Source organism: Wolbachia endosymbiont (group B) of Germaria angustata (assembly GCF_964026725.1).
Taxonomy (GTDB): Bacteria; Pseudomonadota; Alphaproteobacteria; order Rickettsiales; family Anaplasmataceae; genus Wolbachia; species Wolbachia pipientis_C.
Map to the genome: position 1 here is coordinate 203784 of NZ_OZ034691.1, position 18698 is coordinate 222481.

The 18698-nt window shown below is 33.1% G+C and carries 18 protein-coding genes; 10 read left to right on the top strand and 8 right to left on the bottom strand.

Annotated elements, in window-relative coordinates; all coding sequences use genetic code 11:
• Positions 1-14: 14 nt before the first annotated feature.
• The gene (locus tag AAGD63_RS01000) at positions 15-2762 is read left to right on the top strand and encodes a hypothetical protein (RefSeq protein WP_341813815.1); all 2748 of its coding nucleotides are present in this window, start codon (positions 15-17) and stop codon (positions 2760-2762) included.
• On the opposite strand, the gene pheT is transcribed toward AAGD63_RS01000, so the two are convergent.
• Positions 2759-5098, bottom strand: a complete 2340-nt coding sequence (gene pheT / locus AAGD63_RS01005) for a phenylalanine--tRNA ligase subunit beta (protein WP_341813516.1) — start codon at positions 5096-5098, stop codon at positions 2759-2761. The two genes, AAGD63_RS01000 and pheT, sit on opposite strands and share 4 nt — an antisense overlap.
• Positions 5099-5210: 112 nt before the next feature.
• Positions 5211-5480, bottom strand: coding sequence for a hypothetical protein (locus tag AAGD63_RS01010; protein ID WP_341813517.1), 270 nt, complete (start codon positions 5478-5480; stop codon positions 5211-5213).
• Between the two features lie 144 nt (positions 5481-5624).
• Here AAGD63_RS01010 and AAGD63_RS01015 point away from each other — a divergent pair, with 144 nt between their 5' ends.
• From AAGD63_RS01015 to AAGD63_RS01045, 7 genes are all read left to right on the top strand, one after another.
• On the top strand, positions 5625-6029 hold the full coding sequence (locus AAGD63_RS01015; RefSeq protein ID WP_341813518.1) for a hypothetical protein: 405 nt from the start codon (positions 5625-5627) through the stop codon (positions 6027-6029).
• Positions 6030-6138: 109 nt separating this feature from the next.
• Positions 6139-6864, top strand: coding sequence for a F0F1 ATP synthase subunit A (locus AAGD63_RS01020; protein WP_264330964.1), 726 nt, complete (start codon positions 6139-6141; stop codon positions 6862-6864).
• A gap of 59 nt (positions 6865-6923) precedes the next feature.
• Positions 6924-7151: a F0F1 ATP synthase subunit C gene (locus tag AAGD63_RS01025; RefSeq protein WP_006014985.1), complete on the top strand. Its 228-nt coding sequence runs from the start codon at positions 6924-6926 to the stop codon at positions 7149-7151.
• Between the two features lie 3 nt (positions 7152-7154).
• Positions 7155-7634: a hypothetical protein gene (locus tag AAGD63_RS01030; RefSeq protein ID WP_341813519.1), complete on the top strand. Its 480-nt coding sequence runs from the start codon at positions 7155-7157 to the stop codon at positions 7632-7634.
• Positions 7635-7641: 7 nt separating this feature from the next.
• The gene (locus tag AAGD63_RS01035; RefSeq protein ID WP_052264897.1) at positions 7642-8118 is read left to right on the top strand and encodes an ATP synthase F0F1 subunit B; all 477 of its coding nucleotides are present in this window, start codon (positions 7642-7644) and stop codon (positions 8116-8118) included.
• Positions 8119-8123: 5 nt separating this feature from the next.
• Positions 8124-9713, top strand: coding sequence for a glycosyltransferase family 2 protein (locus tag AAGD63_RS01040; protein WP_341813816.1), 1590 nt, complete (start codon positions 8124-8126; stop codon positions 9711-9713).
• A complete protein-coding gene (locus AAGD63_RS01045) occupies positions 9695-10714 on the top strand; it encodes a COX15/CtaA family protein (RefSeq protein ID WP_341813520.1) in 1020 nt (339 codons plus the stop codon). The genes AAGD63_RS01040 and AAGD63_RS01045 overlap by 19 nt, the downstream gene beginning before the upstream one ends.
• Here the strand turns inward: AAGD63_RS01045 and AAGD63_RS01050 are convergent.
• Positions 10697-12676, bottom strand: a complete 1980-nt coding sequence (locus AAGD63_RS01050; RefSeq protein ID WP_341813521.1) for a biotin carboxylase N-terminal domain-containing protein — start codon at positions 12674-12676, stop codon at positions 10697-10699. The genes AAGD63_RS01045 and AAGD63_RS01050 overlap by 18 nt on opposite strands.
• Before the next feature lie 61 nt (positions 12677-12737).
• On the bottom strand, positions 12738-13415 hold the full coding sequence (locus tag AAGD63_RS01055; protein ID WP_341813522.1) for an ankyrin repeat domain-containing protein: 678 nt from the start codon (positions 13413-13415) through the stop codon (positions 12738-12740).
• A gap of 151 nt (positions 13416-13566) precedes the next feature.
• Between AAGD63_RS01055 and gltX the strand changes: the two genes are divergently transcribed.
• Positions 13567-14919: a glutamate--tRNA ligase gene (gene gltX, locus AAGD63_RS01060; protein WP_341813523.1), complete on the top strand. Its 1353-nt coding sequence runs from the start codon at positions 13567-13569 to the stop codon at positions 14917-14919.
• Between the two features lie 848 nt (positions 14920-15767).
• On the opposite strand, the gene AAGD63_RS01065 is transcribed toward gltX, so the two are convergent.
• On the bottom strand, positions 15768-16223 hold the full coding sequence (locus AAGD63_RS01065) for an Hsp20/alpha crystallin family protein (RefSeq protein WP_017532141.1): 456 nt from the start codon (positions 16221-16223) through the stop codon (positions 15768-15770).
• A gap of 372 nt (positions 16224-16595) precedes the next feature.
• Between AAGD63_RS01065 and AAGD63_RS01070 the strand changes: the two genes are divergently transcribed.
• Complete coding sequence (locus AAGD63_RS01070) at positions 16596-17303, top strand: pyridoxine 5'-phosphate synthase (RefSeq protein WP_341813524.1); 708 nt, start codon at positions 16596-16598, stop codon at positions 17301-17303.
• Here AAGD63_RS01070 and AAGD63_RS01075 read toward each other — a convergent pair.
• The 3 genes from AAGD63_RS01075 to rplM form a co-directional block, all read right to left on the bottom strand.
• Entirely contained in the window at positions 17296-17607 is a 312-nt protein-coding gene (locus AAGD63_RS01075; protein WP_341813525.1) for an HU family DNA-binding protein, read from the bottom strand. The two genes, AAGD63_RS01070 and AAGD63_RS01075, sit on opposite strands and share 8 nt — an antisense overlap.
• 139 nt (positions 17608-17746) lie before the next feature.
• Complete coding sequence (gene rpsI / locus AAGD63_RS01080) at positions 17747-18184, bottom strand: 30S ribosomal protein S9 (protein WP_341813526.1); 438 nt, start codon at positions 18182-18184, stop codon at positions 17747-17749.
• An 11-nt stretch (positions 18185-18195) separates the two neighbouring features.
• Entirely contained in the window at positions 18196-18654 is a 459-nt protein-coding gene (gene rplM / locus AAGD63_RS01085) for a 50S ribosomal protein L13 (RefSeq protein ID WP_341813527.1), read from the bottom strand.
• Positions 18655-18698 lie beyond the last annotated feature (44 nt).

The following is an 18698-nucleotide window of genomic DNA, read 5'->3' on the forward strand; positions in this document are numbered from 1 at the left end:
AGTAGGGTGGTGATATAAATCAAGTTGTTGCAGATGGTCATAGAGAAGTTATTGATTTAAATAACAACAGTGATGGTTTAGGTAAAGTAGAATCTATTTCCAATGTTGCTTTGGAAGAGAAAGAAGAGTTTTTTGATGCTGTAAGTAAGCAGGATTGGTTAATTAAACAAATAGCTGCTTTTAATGTTCCGCTCAGTATATTCCATTATAAGGATTATGACTCTGACTTTTTTACCTCTTGGTATAATATGTCAAGCGAAATATTGAAAGAGATAAACAGAGCTTGCCCAGAGAAGAAAGTATTAAATTTAGCTCTGTTAGTTTTAATGCTCCCTTATATTGCTTTTACTGCACTAGGGTTAGTCATATACAGTAGATTTAAAGCAAATAGCAAGACACAAGAAGGTGTAGTGGAAGATAATACAAAAAAGAGTGAAACAGGTGTGCCAAAAAGATTGGCATATGGCGCTCTTGCTGCAATGGCAATTTTTGTTAATGTGACTGTGCTTGTGGCCTTAATCGTTCCTGCAACAGTTGCTTTGGCTACTTTTTATCTTTTAAATAGAGATTTATCTCACTCTTTAGTTACTGCTCTTAAAATAAGTATGGGGCAGTATTCTAATAAGCACCAAAATATAGAGGTATCTTTTCATGAAATGGAGGTTTCTGAGTCAAGCATTGTATATGATATGGAAATAAAGTTTCCACCGCAATTTAAACAATTACTTAGAGATTTGTGCGATAATGAAAATAATAAGTGCTTTAGTGTAGAGCCGGATTCGAAGCATAATACCGTACTGAAACTGTCAATTAACATCAATTTAAAAAATGGTCTTAAGCCCTTACGCAATGAAATCAAGGATGTACTTGCAACTTCTATTCAGGAATTCGCAAAGACTATGGAAGAGCTGATGAAGTTAGAAAAGAAAGATATTACATATGATAAATTGAAGGAATTGTTGGACGAATTCAGGTTAAAAGTGGTGGATAGTATAGGTTCTAAGTTGACAACTTACTTAATAGAAAATGCTTATCAAGTTGCCTTTATACAAGCAATTAAGTTTCAGCAAAATAGACGGGGAGAAGATTTTTCACTGGAAGATAAGCTAAAAAATACTTTAGTGAAACAAGAACTGGAGAATCAAGGTAAGGAATTACCAAATGAGAAAGAAGTGATAATCAAAGATTTGAAAGAACTAAAAATAAAGGAGTCACTTAATTTGACTGATGAAGATGATCGGCTAGAGTCCCTTATGAAAGTAGGTGATATAAGTGATATAAGTGATGATGCACTTCCTGTATTTAAAGCAGAATGGGAACGATTTATACAAGAAGGGAGGATAACTAAGAAAACAATAACTAATGTTTATAAGGGTATAAATCCTGGAGAAACAGAAAAAGCTCTAAATAATGCTGAAAAGAGAATTAAGGATTTAAAAGAAGAAGGACGAGAAAGATATATTAGAGTGCGCGAAAAATTGAAAGAAGTATATGATGAAGGGAAAAACAACTTAACAAACGATGATTTAAAAAGGAAATTAGAAGGTCTTTTTAAGTTCGAGTATGGTGATCAAAAAGTTGAGCGAAGGCTAGTAGAATCAGTAATGAAAAAAGCTAAGGGTGAGTTAGGCCTGTTCGGAATACTAAGCTTAATAGACCAGTTTCGAGATTTAGAAGAGGAGATAAAAGGTCCTTTGAATGGGGAAAGTTTAGAAGAAGCTTCAGGTAAAGTGAATGCTTTTATAGCAAAGATGTATTTAGAAATAACGAAACGTAAAACGCAAGATTTGTTTAAAAGTCAAGCAAAGGGTATAGAGAATTCATGTAAGTTATTAGAAAGGGAGGCACCAGATCTAGTAGAAAAGATTAATTCACATCGAGTGAGAATTGAAAAATACTTAAAAAGACCTGAACAACCTATGCTATTGAGAAAAATAATAGAAGGGAGTAAGGATTTAAATAAGTACTTAGAAGATGAGCGAAAGATAAAAGGAGAAAAGCATCCAAGTACAAAATTAATAGAGAAGCACTTGAAAAATAACCAAGAAATTCTGAAAACATTAAAACAGTTAGAATTAGAAGAAAAAGGATTGTTGATAAATGAAAAAACAAAAAATGATTATAGAGAAGAACTGGAATCTCGTGAAAAAATAAAATTTGCAATAATAGAAGATGATTTACTTAAAGCATTCGAGCATGAAATTCTTGATGAAGAAGCAATTAAGAAGTTACTAGAGAGAGCAGAACTTGAGTACTATTTGGCAGAAAAGTGCATAAAAAGTCCTGTAATTAAAACAAAAGATAATATCAAACACTTTTGTCAAGATTTACTGTCTCCTTTAATAAACAGATTGGTGGAAAATATAGTAAATAATGTACCAAAAAGCGATAAGAGTTCATGGCTCCAGCCTATGAAAGCTGTTAAGACAGGTTTGGGATATATTAAAACAGGTCTTGCTGTTGCAATGCATGGGGATAAGAGCGCAGAGGGAAAAGCGTTGAGTGTGGCGCATGATACTCATAAGGAAGTAGAAACATTTCTTCAACATTTTCAATCAAGTTATGAAGGAGTTGGAGGCTTTTTAGGCAATTTATTTTCTGATGATGGAACGACATTTAAAAATGATGTATGGCCTAAAGTAGAAGAGCATTTGCATGGAATGTGGGATAGGTTTTTCAAGGATATTGAATTCAAGATAGGGAATAAATTGGATGAAGTAAACGTGACACAGCAAAATCAGGGAACTGTGATTACAGCTTAATAATGAGCTCTCAAAGTTCCTTCAGTATTTTTACACACTAAGTTGACTATCATATTTGATTCTTTTTGGATTTCCTCTTCAGTTAAAGTGTGAGTTGGAGAGCAGAAAGTAACTGAAAATGCTATAGACATCTTATTCGATTCTATATTGTTTCCATGATATACATCAAATATCAAAACTTCTGTGATGAGCTCTGAGCTTTTTTTCACCATATTGATTATATTACCTGCTGCTACATCTTTATTTACAATAAATGCAAAGTCGCGTTTTACACTTTGATATTTATAATCGATAAATTTTTTCTTACTTACAGGTAAATTTTCAATATTTTCTAATATCAACTCAAAGCCTACAACTTTTTGTTTGATGTTAAAAAAATTCAGTATACTTGGATGCAGTTCTCCAAAATAACCAACTATTTTACTTCTAAAAGATAAGGTACCTGACTTTCCTGGGTGGTAATATTCTTTTTCTGCTCTCTCTATTGCTAAATTATCACAATTGACATTAAAAAGTTCCAAAGCTGTTATGAGGTCAGCCTTTGCGTCAAAAACATCTACTTTCCTGTCAGTGTTATAATGGTTTCGTGGTAGATTATTTCCTGACCTGATTCCGCTTAAAACATACTTAGACTGAGCTTCATCATTATAAATTGGTCCAATTTCAAAAATTGCAAAATCAAGTGTACCATGGGCAGTATTATCTGCAGTAACTTTCAACAAATTTGGTATGATACTTGGTCTCATTATATTAAAGTCATTATTAAATGGGTTATCGATAATAAATAATTTATTCAAGTAACCAAACTTTTCAGATGTTGATTCACTCATAAAAGACCAAGTTATCACTTCATGAAACCCTCTGCTCGTCATAAAAATGCGCAAATCATCTTGTGTCTCTTCTTCTACTGTAACGTCTTCTGCTAGTGGCTCTTCCTTTATTTTATCATAGCTGTATATTCTTACTGCCTCTTCAACTAAGTCAGCAGGTATGGTTACGTCCGATCTCCAGGTTGGTACATGTATGCTCCAATTATTTTCAGTTCTTTTATCAATACTAAACCCTAATTTTGTTAGAATATTGAATAATTCATCAGGTGATGCAGATACACTTCCAAGTTTGTTTACATCTTGATAATCGAAATTTATCTTGGTATCAGCCTTATTCAGATTGCCAGCAGACACTACACTTGACACTTCTCCACCACATAAATCTAAAATCATCTGGGCTGCAAGATTGAGTCCATCAAGGGTAAAACTAGGGTCAACTGAACGTGCAAACCTGTAACTTGAGTCTGTGGAGATGCTTAGCTGCCTTGAAGATTTAGTGATAGAAATAGGGTCAAACCAAGCAGACTCTAAAAAGATGTCAGTAGTTTCAAGAGTGCATTCACTGTACTTACTACCCATAACTCCAGCAATTGCATGAACATTTTTATCATCAGAAATAACGCTTATGTCTTTGTTCAATAAGTATTCTTTATCATTTAAACCAATAAATTTTTCTCCATCATTTGCTTTACGTACTGTGAGCTCTCCTTCTATTTTTTTTGCATTATATGCATGCATTGGGCGATTAAAGGATATCATAATGTAATTAGTAATATCAACTATTGCAGAAATGGAGCGCATTCCTATCGATTCCAATTTATCTTTCAGCCATTTTGGGCTCTCTTTATTTTTTACATTGGTGATGTATATTCCACTAATAAAGCTCTCCCCATCGATGACTTTGACGTTTATTGGTGAGGCCATAGAATAGGTAAGTTGTGTAATGCTTAAAGTCTTGAGTGTCCCAATTCCAGTTGCTGCTAGATCACGTGCTATTCCATAAACACCTAGGCAATCTCCACGATTTGGAGTGACATTTATATCAATTACAGGATCACAATTGAAAAATTTATCTTCTACTTTATAATCATCAGAAAGCTCAATGATTCCTTCACTTTCATCTTGAGTCAGCGCAAGTTCGAAAGCAGAGCAGAGCATTCCTTCACTTAACACTCCTCGTATTTTTGCAAGCTTAATTGTGAAGTCACTTTTTGGTAATGTGCTGCCAAGAGATGCAAGTACGGTTTTCATTCCTTCTCTAACATTCTTTGCTCCACAGACTATCTGCAGAACTTTACTTCCATCATTTACTTTGCATAGCTTTAGTTTATCAGCATCTGGATGAGGTGCGATTTCTAATATTTCTGCAACAATAAACCCAGCCAATTTAGCATTGTCGATCACATCTTCTACTTCCAATCCTATGTGAGTTAGCTCATCAGTAATTTCTTCTAAACTGGCATTGGCTTCTAGATGATCTAGTAACCAAGATAATGTGAACTTCATTTATTTAACAGAAAATAAAAAAGTTATTGTAATGTAAAATATAATGATTTTAAAGCTTGTTGTAGTGAGTAGCTTCTCTAATTGTAAAAAACGAAGGAGAAGCCTACTTTTTCTACAAAGAAAGAATTTTCTTTATATCATCTTTATAATCCATCTCCATGCAGAGTTGAATATTCATATTGTGATCATCTATATGGAAATTATAAATGTAAGCATCGCCAGTGAAATTTCCTATAATATCATGGTTTTCATCTAGCATTTCATCTGCCATGTAGAAAAGACCAGTGTCTGGATTAGAAGAATAATCTGTAAACTTGACATAACCGTTGCCACATTCTTGTTCTAAATTCAAAGGTGGATTAGTAAAATCTATTTCGTTCATAATTGCCTCATATTAAAATTAAATTATAGTTAAAATAAGATATTAAGTCAAGAATTTAAAGTAAAGTTGGTAACTAACTATAATTATATCTTAATTACATATTTTCTTATATTATAATAATAATTTTAATTATTAGGTATTAATATGGATAATACAATAACATTTGAATTTCAATCACTATATAGCAATGATGGCGGGATGAATTTTGATTTTCATGCTTATCCCGACCATGAAGGTACGAACCTGCAAGTAACAGCAATGCAAGGTAAGGATGCTGTAGTGATAAATTATGATCGTTCTTTTTATCAAGATTCAGGTGAAGTGGATAGTTCTTCTTTAGAATTTATTAAATATTATGATTATTATGGTCCCGATTTGGCAGAGCAATTTAGTGATATTTTTGAAAAGGATCTAGTTATCAAGAAAGTAGAGTTTGATCGTGAAAATGATAAATTTGTTACTGCAAGAGTGGAATTTGAAGCTGATACTGAAGAAAATGCTGTAAAGGTCAAAAATAAGGCAAAAGCTTATGGCCTAAAAGTAAAATAAATAAACGGCTCTATATTTGTGTATAGAGCCTACATAATCTTAATTCTTGACTTTATTCTATAAAATTTATACTTTATTTACTTCTGCAGTTTAAGTATACAGGGTCAAAATGGCGTTAAATCCGCTAGAACAATTTAAAGTATATACAATAATAGAGCTACCAAAGTTATTTGGATATGACATAAGCTTTACCAACTCATCTCTTTTTATGATGATTTCGGTAATATTGGCAGTACTCTTTTTGCTTCTTGGAGTAAGAAAAGGGGCAGTAATACCAGGATATTTGCAGGCCGCAGTTGAATATGTATATGATTTTGTTATTTCAATAATAGAAAATAACACTGGAAGTAAGAGTCTAAAACATATTCCATTGATATTTACAGTATTTATTTTCATTTTATCATGTAATTTAGTTGGTGTTCTGCCTTATAGTTTCACGGTCACAAGTCATGTAATAGTCACTTTTGCTTTGTCGATGGTGGCTTTTATTTATATAACGATTGTTGGGTTTAAGGAAAGAGGAGTAGGATTTTTGCGCATATTGCTACCAAAAGGAACTCCTTCGTGGCTTGCGCCTATAATAATTATTATTAAGTTATTTGCTTATTTAGTAAGACCGATTAGCCTATCAATAAGGCTTGCAGCAAATATGATTGCGGGTCATACGATCATTAAAGTGATAGCAGGATTTATCGTAAATATGAACATATTTTTTACACCTGCACCTTTTTTGTTTATAATTGCACTAATAGGATTTGAAGTATTTGTTGCAGTTTTGCAAGCTTATATATTTACTATATTAACATGTGTATATTTGTCAGATGCAGTAAAGTAATTGACTTCCTTGCAGAATATTTTACAATTATATTATAAAGAAATAGTTAAAGGTAATATATGGATTTAGTGGCTTTAAAATTTATAGCAATTGGTTTGGCTGTATTTGGAATGCTCGGTGCTGGTTTAGGTATAGCTAATATCTTCTCTGCTATGTTAAATGGGATTGCGAGAAACCCTGAGTCAGAAGGTAAAATGAAAAGTTACGTTTATATTGGTGCTGCCATGGTTGAAATCATGGGGTTGCTTGCGTTTGTACTTGCAATGTTATTAATATTTGCTGCTTAACAGATGCCACAGCTTGATGTTTCAACTTTCTCTTCTCAAATTTTTTGGTTTTTGATTTCTTTCTCTTCACTTTTTTTTGTAGTAAGTTGTTTATTCTTACCAAAGTTAGATGAAATAATAAACACTAGGAGTAAAGCAGTATTAGATTCTTTTAATAGTTCTATTCACCTTTTAAGACGTGCAGAAGAGCAGATTGCCAAGTATAATGCAGTTTTAAATCAAGCTAAAGTACAGGCAAAAAAAATCATAGATGATGCACTTGCTCAGGTGGAAGAAATGAGAGCGAGTGTTAAGAGTATATTGGAGGAGGAGGACAAAAAAATAGTCAAGCTTGTTGAAGAAAGAGTGGCGAAATTTAAATCTAAGTATATTAGTGAGTTAAAACAAATGGCTACTAGTATTGCTTTAATTTACTACACTAAGTTAACTAATTCTGAAATTGAAGAGGAATTTGTTGCTGACTTGGTGTCCAAAGAATTTTAGGGTTTTTATGTCTACATTACTAGTTATCAGTCTTGCTTTTTTAGTAGGTTTTATCCTTTCGTATAAATTGCTAAGGAAGGTAATAAAAAACGCACTTAACAATAAACGTAACAAAAGCAAGTTTTCAAGTGAAGAAACTGAAAAATTCAGAAAAGATATGTTGGAGTATTACAAAAAATCTTCTGAAAAATACAAAAAATTAGATGCAGAAGTTAACAAAATGATGAATGAAGCACTTGATAAGGCTAATAGTATTATTAAGCATAATAGACAGCAACTCGATCAAACGTTAGATGAAAATGCCCATTCTAATTTGAAGAAAGTTACTGACCAAGTTGAAAAAGCTCTTGGGGATTTACAAGCTAACACAGCGAGTATAGCTGCTGATGCTGTAAAAAAAATAATGCATGAACGTAAAGATGATAAGCGTAGTAGTGAGGTTATATCTTCGTTTTCACGTGACTTGAGCAAAAAGTTGCATTAAGTTTAATACCTGTACTTCAAACTGATAATGTAGAAAAAATTAAATTTGATTCTAGTTTATGCAAAGAACAAGAGAAACTTTTCTACTATAGGTTTAATATAATTCCTTGGCAAAAATTAAATGATACTACTTTTTTTATGGTTGAAGACATAAGCCAAGATATCAACCTTTGGGTCGAATCTCATTACGGTATTGAATATGTATTAATAAAAGCGAATAGTGAACAGATTTTAAATCTTCTTAACTCGCACTTTGGTATTTCAGAATTCGCAAGTAACTACTTATATTATAAGAATCGTAATTTTTCAGCTAAAAGCATTAGGCTCAGTTCAATCTTTTTTTCCTCTTTTTTTGTTATAATTTCGACTTTAACACTGACAAAAAAATATGCATATTTTGCTTTGATGTTGATATTTATAATCGGATGTTCTAGTTCTTTATTCAAATTTGTAACTAAAATTTTTGGCTTGCGTAAAATTTCTAACCAAAAAGCAGATTATGATAAGATGAATGAACCTATATATACTATTTTATTGCCTACTTTTAAAGAGAATGCGGTTATAAAGCAATTGATTAAGAGCATTGAAAGTTTAGATTATCCAAAATCAAAATTAGATGTAAAGCTTGTGATAGAGAGCGATGACCAAGAAATGTTGGCAGCTATAGAAAAATGCACTTTACCACAGTATTTTGAAGTAATAAAAGTGCCTCATTCTCTGCCTAGAACAAAAGCTAAGTCATGCAATTATGCTATGAGCTTTGCTAGAGGAAAGTATGTGGTAATATATGATGCAGATGATAGGCCAGATCCGTTGCAGTTGAAAAAAGCACTAATTGAATTTAATAATGGTGACGAAAAGTTAGCTTGTGTACAGGCGAAATTAAATTACTATAACTTTGGTTGCAATTTTCTTACAAAATTCTTTTCTCTCGAGTATATGAACTGGTTTCAATATTTTTTGCCTGGATTTCAAAAAATGAACATGCCAATACCTTTGGGTGGTAGCAGTAACCATTTTTCAGTGGAAATTTTAAAGAAAGTGCTTTTTTGGGATGCTTACAATGTCACTGAAGACGCTGATCTTGGTTTGAGACTTGCGCAAATGGGATATAAAACCAGGATTATTGATTCAGAAACATTGGAAGAATCACCAACTACTGTGTTTGCTTGGATCAAACAAAGAGCACGCTGGATTAAAGGTTATATGCAAACTTATATCGTTCATTTAAAAAATATAAAATTACTTTTTAAGCACACTGGGCTTAAGGGAGTTTTGCTATTAAACCTTTTTGTTGGTTCCTCAGCTTTTATATTTTTCACGACTCCTTTTTTGTTACTTTCATTGGTGCTGACTCAAATTTTGAATGAATTATTCTTATATTATTTTATAATAGTATACGGTATTAACTTGATTTTTTTGATAATAGCTATCAGACAACAAAAAATTCCTTTTTATTTTTATATAGTATCAATATTTTTTCCCGTCTATAGTCTACTACATAGCGTTGCAGCTTTTCTCGCTTTGTGGGAATTTGTTATTCACCCTCAGCAATGGAATAAAACTCAGCATGGATTATGGAAGCAAAACCTGTAGCTATTTGGCTTTTTCTCTGCTCTCTCATGGTGATTTGCATGGTGGGAATTGGTGGATTTACCAGACTTTCAAAAGCAGGATTGTCAATCACGGAATGGAAACCAATTACCGGAACGTTGCCACCGCTGAGTGAACAAGACTGGCTAAAAGAAAAATCAAAATATGAAGCTACACCTGAATATAAAGCATTTAACTATGGTATGAGTATGGAAGAGTTTCGCACCATATACTTAATAGAATATGTGCACAGGTTAATTGCAAGGCTGACAGGTTTATTTTTCATCTTACCATTTATATATTTTATACTCAGAAAAAGAATAGATAAGAAGACAATAATAAGGCTATCTATAGCACTATTATTTGGAATTTTACAAGCTTTTGCCGGTTGGTATATGGTTAAAAGCGGTTTGGTATCTAATCCTCATGTTAGCCACTATAAGCTCGCACTTCACTTACTGCTTGCATTGGTTATTTTTGCATTATTGTCGTATCAATTTTTTGACTATCAGATAAGTTTACAAAACAAAACTAAGACTAGATGTACTTCAGAATTTCAATCCATTAACAGTAGTATATATTACACAACACTTACTCTGATTCTAATCGCAATACAAATAATCTTCGGTGCATTTGTTGCAGGGCTAAATGCTGGTTTAATTTATAATACCTTTCCACTAATGGATGGACAAATTGTTCCAGAAGATTTATTTTACTTACAGCCTGCTTGGCTAAATATCTTTGAAAATAGAGTAACAGTGCAATTCATACACCGGGCATTGGCATTGCTGATATTAGTTCTGACAGCAATACTCACAATAAAAAATGCCAGTATAAAACCATTATATGTTATGCTATTCTCCGTCATCATTCAGGTAATTCTAGGAGTAGTCGCTTTGTTGCTGCATATACCAATGGCCATTGCTATAGCCCATCAGATGTTTTCATTTATCTTATTCGGGTCAAGTTTATACTGCTTATGTTATTTAAGAAACCAGATCTAATACTAAATCACCAGCATGTATATTTTTTCCTTCTTTAACAGGGATATTTTTTATCACCATTTCTGATTCAGCACATATTATATTTTCCATTTTCATTGCCTCTACAACAAATAGAGGTTGTCCTACCTCTACATGATCTCCAGCATTTACATGTAATTTAACCAATAAACCAGATATTGGAGATTTCACAGTGTCTACTGAAATCCCTTCTGTTTTGTTGTTTAGCATTAATTTGCTTAGTTTAGCTACATGAGGTTTCAATACACAACATTCAGCTTTCATACCTGCGTGCCTTACGAAATATTTGCTGTCTTGTCTTTCTATTTTAAGTGCTATGTTGGTATCGTCATTAATTGTGATATATAGTAATCTGTAACTTGATTTCCACCTACCTAACACGGAGTATTTATTGTGGTTATATACTGTTGTTAATGTGTTATCTTGATACTTTGCATTTACGGAGTACTCATTATCGTCTATTTTCACTATGAATGCTTCATCTATTGACTTACTGTAATACCTTTCCTCATTTTCTAAGTGAACATACAGTGCAGTAAAAATAAATATTTTAATATATTCCTCTGTGATAAAATCACCTTGAAATCTACTGGGATAATGGTTGGGAATAAATCTTGTGTGGAGTTTTGCTGCAATAAAATTTGGATTATGGAAGATGGATTCTAGAAATTCTATGTTGTTTATTACTTCCCCTATATAGCACTCAGACAAAGCTTTTTGCATTCTGCTGATTGCCTCTATTCTATCTTTTCCATAGGTTATCACCTTTGCAATCATTGAATCGTAGAACATGCTGATTTCTGAACCGCTAGCTACTCCATCATCTATTCTTACATGACCATTTTCATCTGGTTTGTCGTAATATTTGATTCTTCCGCTGGAAGGAAAAAATCTCTTTGATGGATCTTCAGCGCAAATTCTGCTTTCTATTGCAGAGCCAATAAGTTTAATATCATTCTGACCAAATCTTAATTTTTCTCCGCAAGAAATTCTGATCATCTCTTCCACTATATCTATTCCAGTGACAAATTCTGTTACTGGATGCTCAACTTGTAATCTCGTATTTACCTCAAGAAAATAGAAGTTTTGGTTCTTATCTACAACAAACTCGACAGTACCTGCTGAAAAATAATCAACTTGCTTTGCCAAAGAAACACATTGAGCATACATTTTTTGTCTTACTTCTTCACTAATAAATGGGCTTGGTGTTTCTTCTATTATTTTCTGGTTATTCCTCTGTACCGAGCACTCTCTCTCCCCAAGACACACTATATTGCCGTATTTATCTACAATAATTTGTATTTCGATGTGTCTTGGTAGTTCTATATATTTTTCTATGAAAATACTACCATCTTTAAAACTTTTCTCTGCTTCATTTGTTGCTGATGTAAATGCTAGTTCAATTTCTTTTTTGGAATATACAATTCGCATTCCTTTGCCACCACCGCCTGATGCAGCTTTGAGCATCACAGGAAAACCAATCTCTTCAGCAACGATGGCTGCGTGGGCAGCATCTTCGATCTTACCCATATATCCTGGCACTACATTTACTCCAGCTTTTCTTGCCTCTTCTTTTGCTGTTATTTTATTGGCTGTAACTTCTATTGTTTCTGCACTTGGACCAATGAAATCTATGTTATGTTTTTCCAGAGCACGGGGAAAATCTGGATTTTCTGCTAAAAACCCATAGCCAGGATGAACCGCCTCGGCACCTGTTTCAACTGCTACTTCGCATATTTTTTCGATATTTAAGTAACTAAGATAAGCAGGCGAAGGGCCAATGTGCCTTGACTCATCTGCTTGCTTTACATGCACAGAATTTGCATCTGCATCTGAGTACACAGACACACAAGATATGCCCATCTTGTGCGCAGTTTTGATTATCCTGCAGGTAATCTCCCCTCTGTTCGCTACTAAAATCTTACTATACTTCTTTCTTATCATCTTATCAGTATACTTTCTTAAGTTAAGAAAGTAAATTTCTGTATTACTACCTGCAAATACTTCACACTGGGGCTAAACCACTATCTAAAAGTTGCATAACATCAGGATCTGTCACTATAGTACTTTCGTTATAGAGGCCATATACTTCATTACATGCCTTAAATAACAGATATGAAGATCCTCCAGAAGCTATTGTTGCTATTGAAGCCAATGCAAGAGATTGAGAAGCCGAAAATAGAAGATACAAAGATACACACATAGTGATAGCACACACTATAGCTCCTACTATATATAAGCATATATGAAACTTCTTATTACATATAAAGCCACATTTTATATCTGCAATTTGCTTAACTTCCTTCCGCTCTGCAGGGTCCAAGAAGTAAAGGGGTGATACTGCCTTCTTCCCGTCATCCTTAATATAGCTTTTATTGAGGAGTGCTTCCTTAATATATTTCTTATTATTCTTAAGTTCCTTTTCTAATCTTTTTACTTCTTCCCAATCTTTAGCTTCTTTTGCTTTCTTGACTTTGCTCTCAGTATCTTCTTCTAAATACTTTATGATCTCCTGTAACGTAGATAATAGAAACCCTTTACTTGCTGCTATATGAAATGGGTTTCCATTTTCATCAATTCTATGCTTAGCTACACAAGCAACTCTTTTCTTGCAAGCTTCAATAAATTTATTTTCATCCTCTTTTGTTACAACTCCTCTTGCAATTTCAAATAAATTATCCATATATACACCTCACTGCATTCACTAATATTAAATTATACAATACAGTTTGTTAAAAATAAATGTAAATTGATCTTTCAAATTTACTATAGTTCCACGTTGTTGCAAGTGCAAATTTTAGTTATCATCGGTTACGTTATCACAATAGACAAATATGCCAGGTATAGTCACTAGATTCGCTCCATCACCAACAGGATTTTTACATATTGGAGGAGCTCGCACAGCTTTATTTAATTGGCTCTATGCGCAGCGTCATGGTGGCCAGTTTTTACTAAGGATTGAGGATACCGATAGAAAACGTTCAACACAAGAAGCAATTGATGCAATAATGGATGGGCTAAAATGGCTTGGAATAAACTATGATGGAGAAATAATATACCAATCGAGAAGAATAGCTAGACATATTGAAGTTGCAAATCTTTTAGTTGAAAAGGGTAGGGCGTATCACTGTTACTGCCCTGAAGATGAAGTTGCAGAAAAGAAGGCAAGAGCAAGAGAAGAAGGAAAAATATATAAGCATAAGTGTACTCATTCGACATCAAGCGCAAACCCTGTTGTCCGTTTCAAAGTGCCAGACTCAGAAGATATTGTTGTTGACGATAAAATATACGGCCAAGTTACAATAAGTAGCGATCAGCTTGATGACATAGTAATCTTGCGCTCTGAGAATACTCCAACATATATTTTTGCTGTAGTGGTTGATGACCATGATGCCGGAATAACCGATATTATACGTGGCTCTGATCATCTCACTAATACCTTCAAGCAATTACTAATATACCAAGCTCTTGATTTTGATGTTCCACGCTTTGCACATGTACCGCTAATTCATGGAGAAGACGGGAATAAGCTATCTAAAAGGCATGGGGCTACAAGTGTTTACGATTATGAAAAGATGGGAATATTGCCACAGGCAATGCGTAATTACTTGCTAAGACTTGGCTGGAGTCATGGCAACGATGAGATTATTAGCGATGAGCAAGCAATAGAGTGGTTTAATTTGGAAAATATCGGTCGTTCACCTGCACGACTTGATTTTAAAAAACTGGAACATTTAAATAATCATTATATTAGTAACATGAGCAATGAAGATATCCTTACTCTTATTTTTGAAGAAAATACTCTAACTGACAAAAAAAAGGGCTATTTACTTCAGGGACTGACAGAGCTGAAAAAAAGAGCAAACTATCTGACCGAATTATTGGATTTAGCAAAATTTTATATTCAAGTTGATTTTAGTGAAGAAGCTGAGAGAATTGTCAAGTCTAACATCAATATAATTAAGTTACTTGCATCATTTCTTTCGAGTGTAGGTAGTGAAGATTGGAATAAGAATTTTTTATCTTCTCAGATTAAGGAATTTTCAAAATTACATAATATAAAAATGAGCGATATATACCACTCATTACGCGCCCCAATAACTGGAATAATGGATGCGCCTGGAATCATCGATATCATGGTAATTCTTGGTAAAGATGAGTGTATAAAAAGATTGCAAGCAATTTAAATAAAAAATTACTTGACAGACTCTGGTGGCTTCATTATAGTGGAGAATGAAGATTTTTTAGGATCCAAAATCTATCTTCACCTGCAGGTTTTTTCACCAAATAATCAAATTTCAGCAAAAAATATATAAGTTTATTTTTGCTAGCTCTTTATTCATATAGGAGGGTTTATGTCTAGAATTCCTGATACTTGACTTTTATTTTTAAGTTAAAAAAACAATTGGCGCCTATGGTTTTCACATTAAATCATTTTAAATTGTTAAAGTTAATACGGGCTTTTTTTGCCTTTTTTTATTGGTATTTTTTTCATATTTTATTATATCATTATACTGTGGTACCATATAGACTTCAGTTTCATGATAAGGGGAGCAGGCTCCGTCTCAGCTATGGAACTAAAAAATGACTATGCATAAGATCTAATGGTGTGTCTAATCTATAGATAATTTTTTGTATTGCTAAGTTAATATTTTACATATCTGTTCAGCAAAGTGGCAAAAAAGACAAGTAAATGAGTATCATGAAAGTAGCTTACACGTAGCTGTAGGAATATTCATTTTTTAAGGTAAATTACACAGCAAATATTGTCATTCAAGTAGCTATTCCAGCTTCTATAATGTCATGCCAGTGCTCGACACTGGCATCCAGCAAAATTTATCACAAACAAGACAACATTTTCAATTAAAAAACCAGTGTCTGGATGCTAAGATGACACCTTCATAAGGAAGCCAGCATCAGCTACTTTCATGACACTCATTTAGTTGTCTTTTCTCGTTTACCTTATTTTGCCACTCTGCTGAACAGATATTAAAATAGCAAGCCTCAAGGTCAGAAGCCTGCTATTACTTACTGGTTACTTTACATCAATTTTCTTGATGTGTTTCTCTGATTTAGGTATGGTTACATGCAATACTCCATCTAAAAAGTTGGCAGATACCTTATCTTGCTCTACATTTGTTGGAAGTTGAATAGATCTATAGAAAGAACCATAGTACCTTTCTTTATGGTAAAACTGCTTATCTTTTGATTCATTATTACATGTTTTTTCACCCTTCACTATTAAGTTATCGCCAGATATACTAATGTCTATGCTTTCTTTAGGAATACCTGGTAACTCTAATGATAGGCAATAGCTTTCCTTTGTTTCATAAAAATCACAAACTGGTAGTAGACTACTGCCTCTTTTGGAAAGCTCTGGGTTCCATCCTGTAAAAAAGCTATCAAATATGTCATCAACGGCTCTTTGTAGCCCTCTTACACTAAAATTATCACGATTATTGTTTTTATTTAAATGAACTATATTACTCATGTTGTACCTCCTTTTACTAATACATGCATTACATAATCACTCCACTTATTAATTTCAATCCTAAATCTAAAATTTTTTAGATGCGAAAAATTTTCCCCGTTTACTATAACTTGATTATGAGAAAAAATCTTGTTTGGATTACCACGAGTAGTTCTATAAACTAGATTAACTGTAAAAAAGGGCAAGTGTATGCAAATTTATTACTTCTCTTTCCACTTCCACAATCAAACAATTTTGAATGTTTCTTATTTGACTTGCCAACAATGAGAATTGGTATAACTGCTAGCTCCGTCTTTCAGCTATGGCATTAAACAATGACATGCATAAGATCTAATAATATGTATAATTTATAAATAATTTTTGAGGTAAATTGTGAAATTGGGCGTTAATATTGATCACGTTGCAACCCTTCGCAACGCACGTGGAGCTTCTTATCCAGATCCATTAAAAGCAGCAAAAATAGCTATTGATGCTGGAGCAGATTTTATCACCGTACACTTACGAGAAGACAGAAGGCATATCAGAGATGAGGATGTATTCAATCTAAAACAAAACATTAGCACTGAGTTGAACCTTGAAATTGCAGCTACGGAAGAAATGCTCAAAATAGCAAAAGAAGTAAAACCCTACTCGATTTGTATAGTACCAGAAAAAAGAGAAGAATTAACAACCGAAGGTGGCTTGGATATCGTGAATATGCACAGTAAACTTTCTGGTATAATAGAGGAAATGCACAGCTTTGACATAAAAGTCTCACTGTTTATCGATCCAAATATTAATCAACTAAAATATCTTGAGAAGCTAGAAAGAAAGCCTGACATAATAGAAATTCACACGGGGAATTACTGTGATAATCCATCAGAAGAAAAATTAAAACTTATTACTAACTCTGCAGAATACATTAATAAGCTAGGAATAGAATGCCACGCAGGACATGGCATAAATTATAAACATGCTAAAAGAATAAAAGAGATACCTCATATCTCAGCTCTTAATGTAGGCCATTCTTTAATCAGCGAGGCTATATTTCATGGCTTACACAATGTAACTAAAAAGATGAAAATGACTATATCTAAATAGCTGATGCTTTCTCTTTGTTATTTAAAACACTTGAAAGAGCTTGACTTGCTTTAAACTTTACCCTTTTCTTTTCAGGAACAGTCATAATCTCACCATTTTGAGGATTGCGGCATTGTCTTTCCTTACTTATAGCAGTAGAGAATGTCCCTATTCCATGCAAACGTATTTCACCCTGACAAATTAGATCATTCTTAATTGTTTCCATAAAAATATCATGAATCTTACCTAAACTAGCTTTTGTTATATCTATACCTTGACTAGAGCACTCTTTACTCAGTTGGTTTACTATATCTTCTTTACTCATAAATTACCTTAATATTGAAAAATTACATAAACAGCATATTATGCTAATAGTCAACTAAATTCGTCATAAAAAGAGAAAATGTCATAAACCCTTGTAAGAACTTGTATAACATTTACAAAAAAATACCATTATAAAACAATTATCTCTTAGAAAACTGACATTTTTTTCGAGCTTTATGTTGACCATATTTCTTACGCTCAACAACACGTGAATCTCTAGTTAGGAATCCACCTTTACGTAATATAGAGTGTAGATCTTGACTTATACTACTTAAAGCTCTGCTTATTCCATGAGCTAAGGCACCTGCTTGGCCAGATAGTCCTCCACCTTTTACAGTTGCAAACACATCATACCTATCTAACATAGAAGTTACTATGAATGGCGCTTTAATCATTTGACACACTGATTCTCTTTTAAAATAAGAAATTAAATCATCTTTTTTATTAACACTAAATTTTCCACTTCCTGGCTTTATCCATACTCTTGCTACAGATTCTTTCCTTCGACCTGTGGCATATGAACGACCAAGTGAGTCAATTATTGCCTTTTTTGGCTGATCATTATTATTTATTTTCACTTTTTACTCCATTATTTCTTATTTTTACGATTTAAAGAGGCAAAATCTATTTTTTCAGGTTGCTGTCCTTGATGCTTATGTCCTGAACCAGAATAAACATACAAATTTTCAAATCGTCTACGTGCCATAGGACCATCATCAAGCATTCTTTTTACTGCCATTTTTATTACACGCTCAGGGAATTTGCCATTTAAAATATTATCTGGAGTAGTTTTCTTTAAACCACCAGAATAACCTGTATGCCTATAGTAGATTTTATCCTTAAATTTCTTTCCGGTAAAATGTACCTTTTCTGCATTAACAATGATTACATTATCACCACAGTCCATATGAGGTGTATATTCAGGTTTATGTTTTCCACGCAATAGCATTGCTACAAATGCTGCAAGCCTTCCTACTACTAATCCTTCTGCATCTATAACAAGCCATTTTTTATCAATTTGTTTCTTTTTTAAGAAAAAAGTCTTCATATATCAATACATAACAGTAGATTATGATATACTAAGTTGCTTGA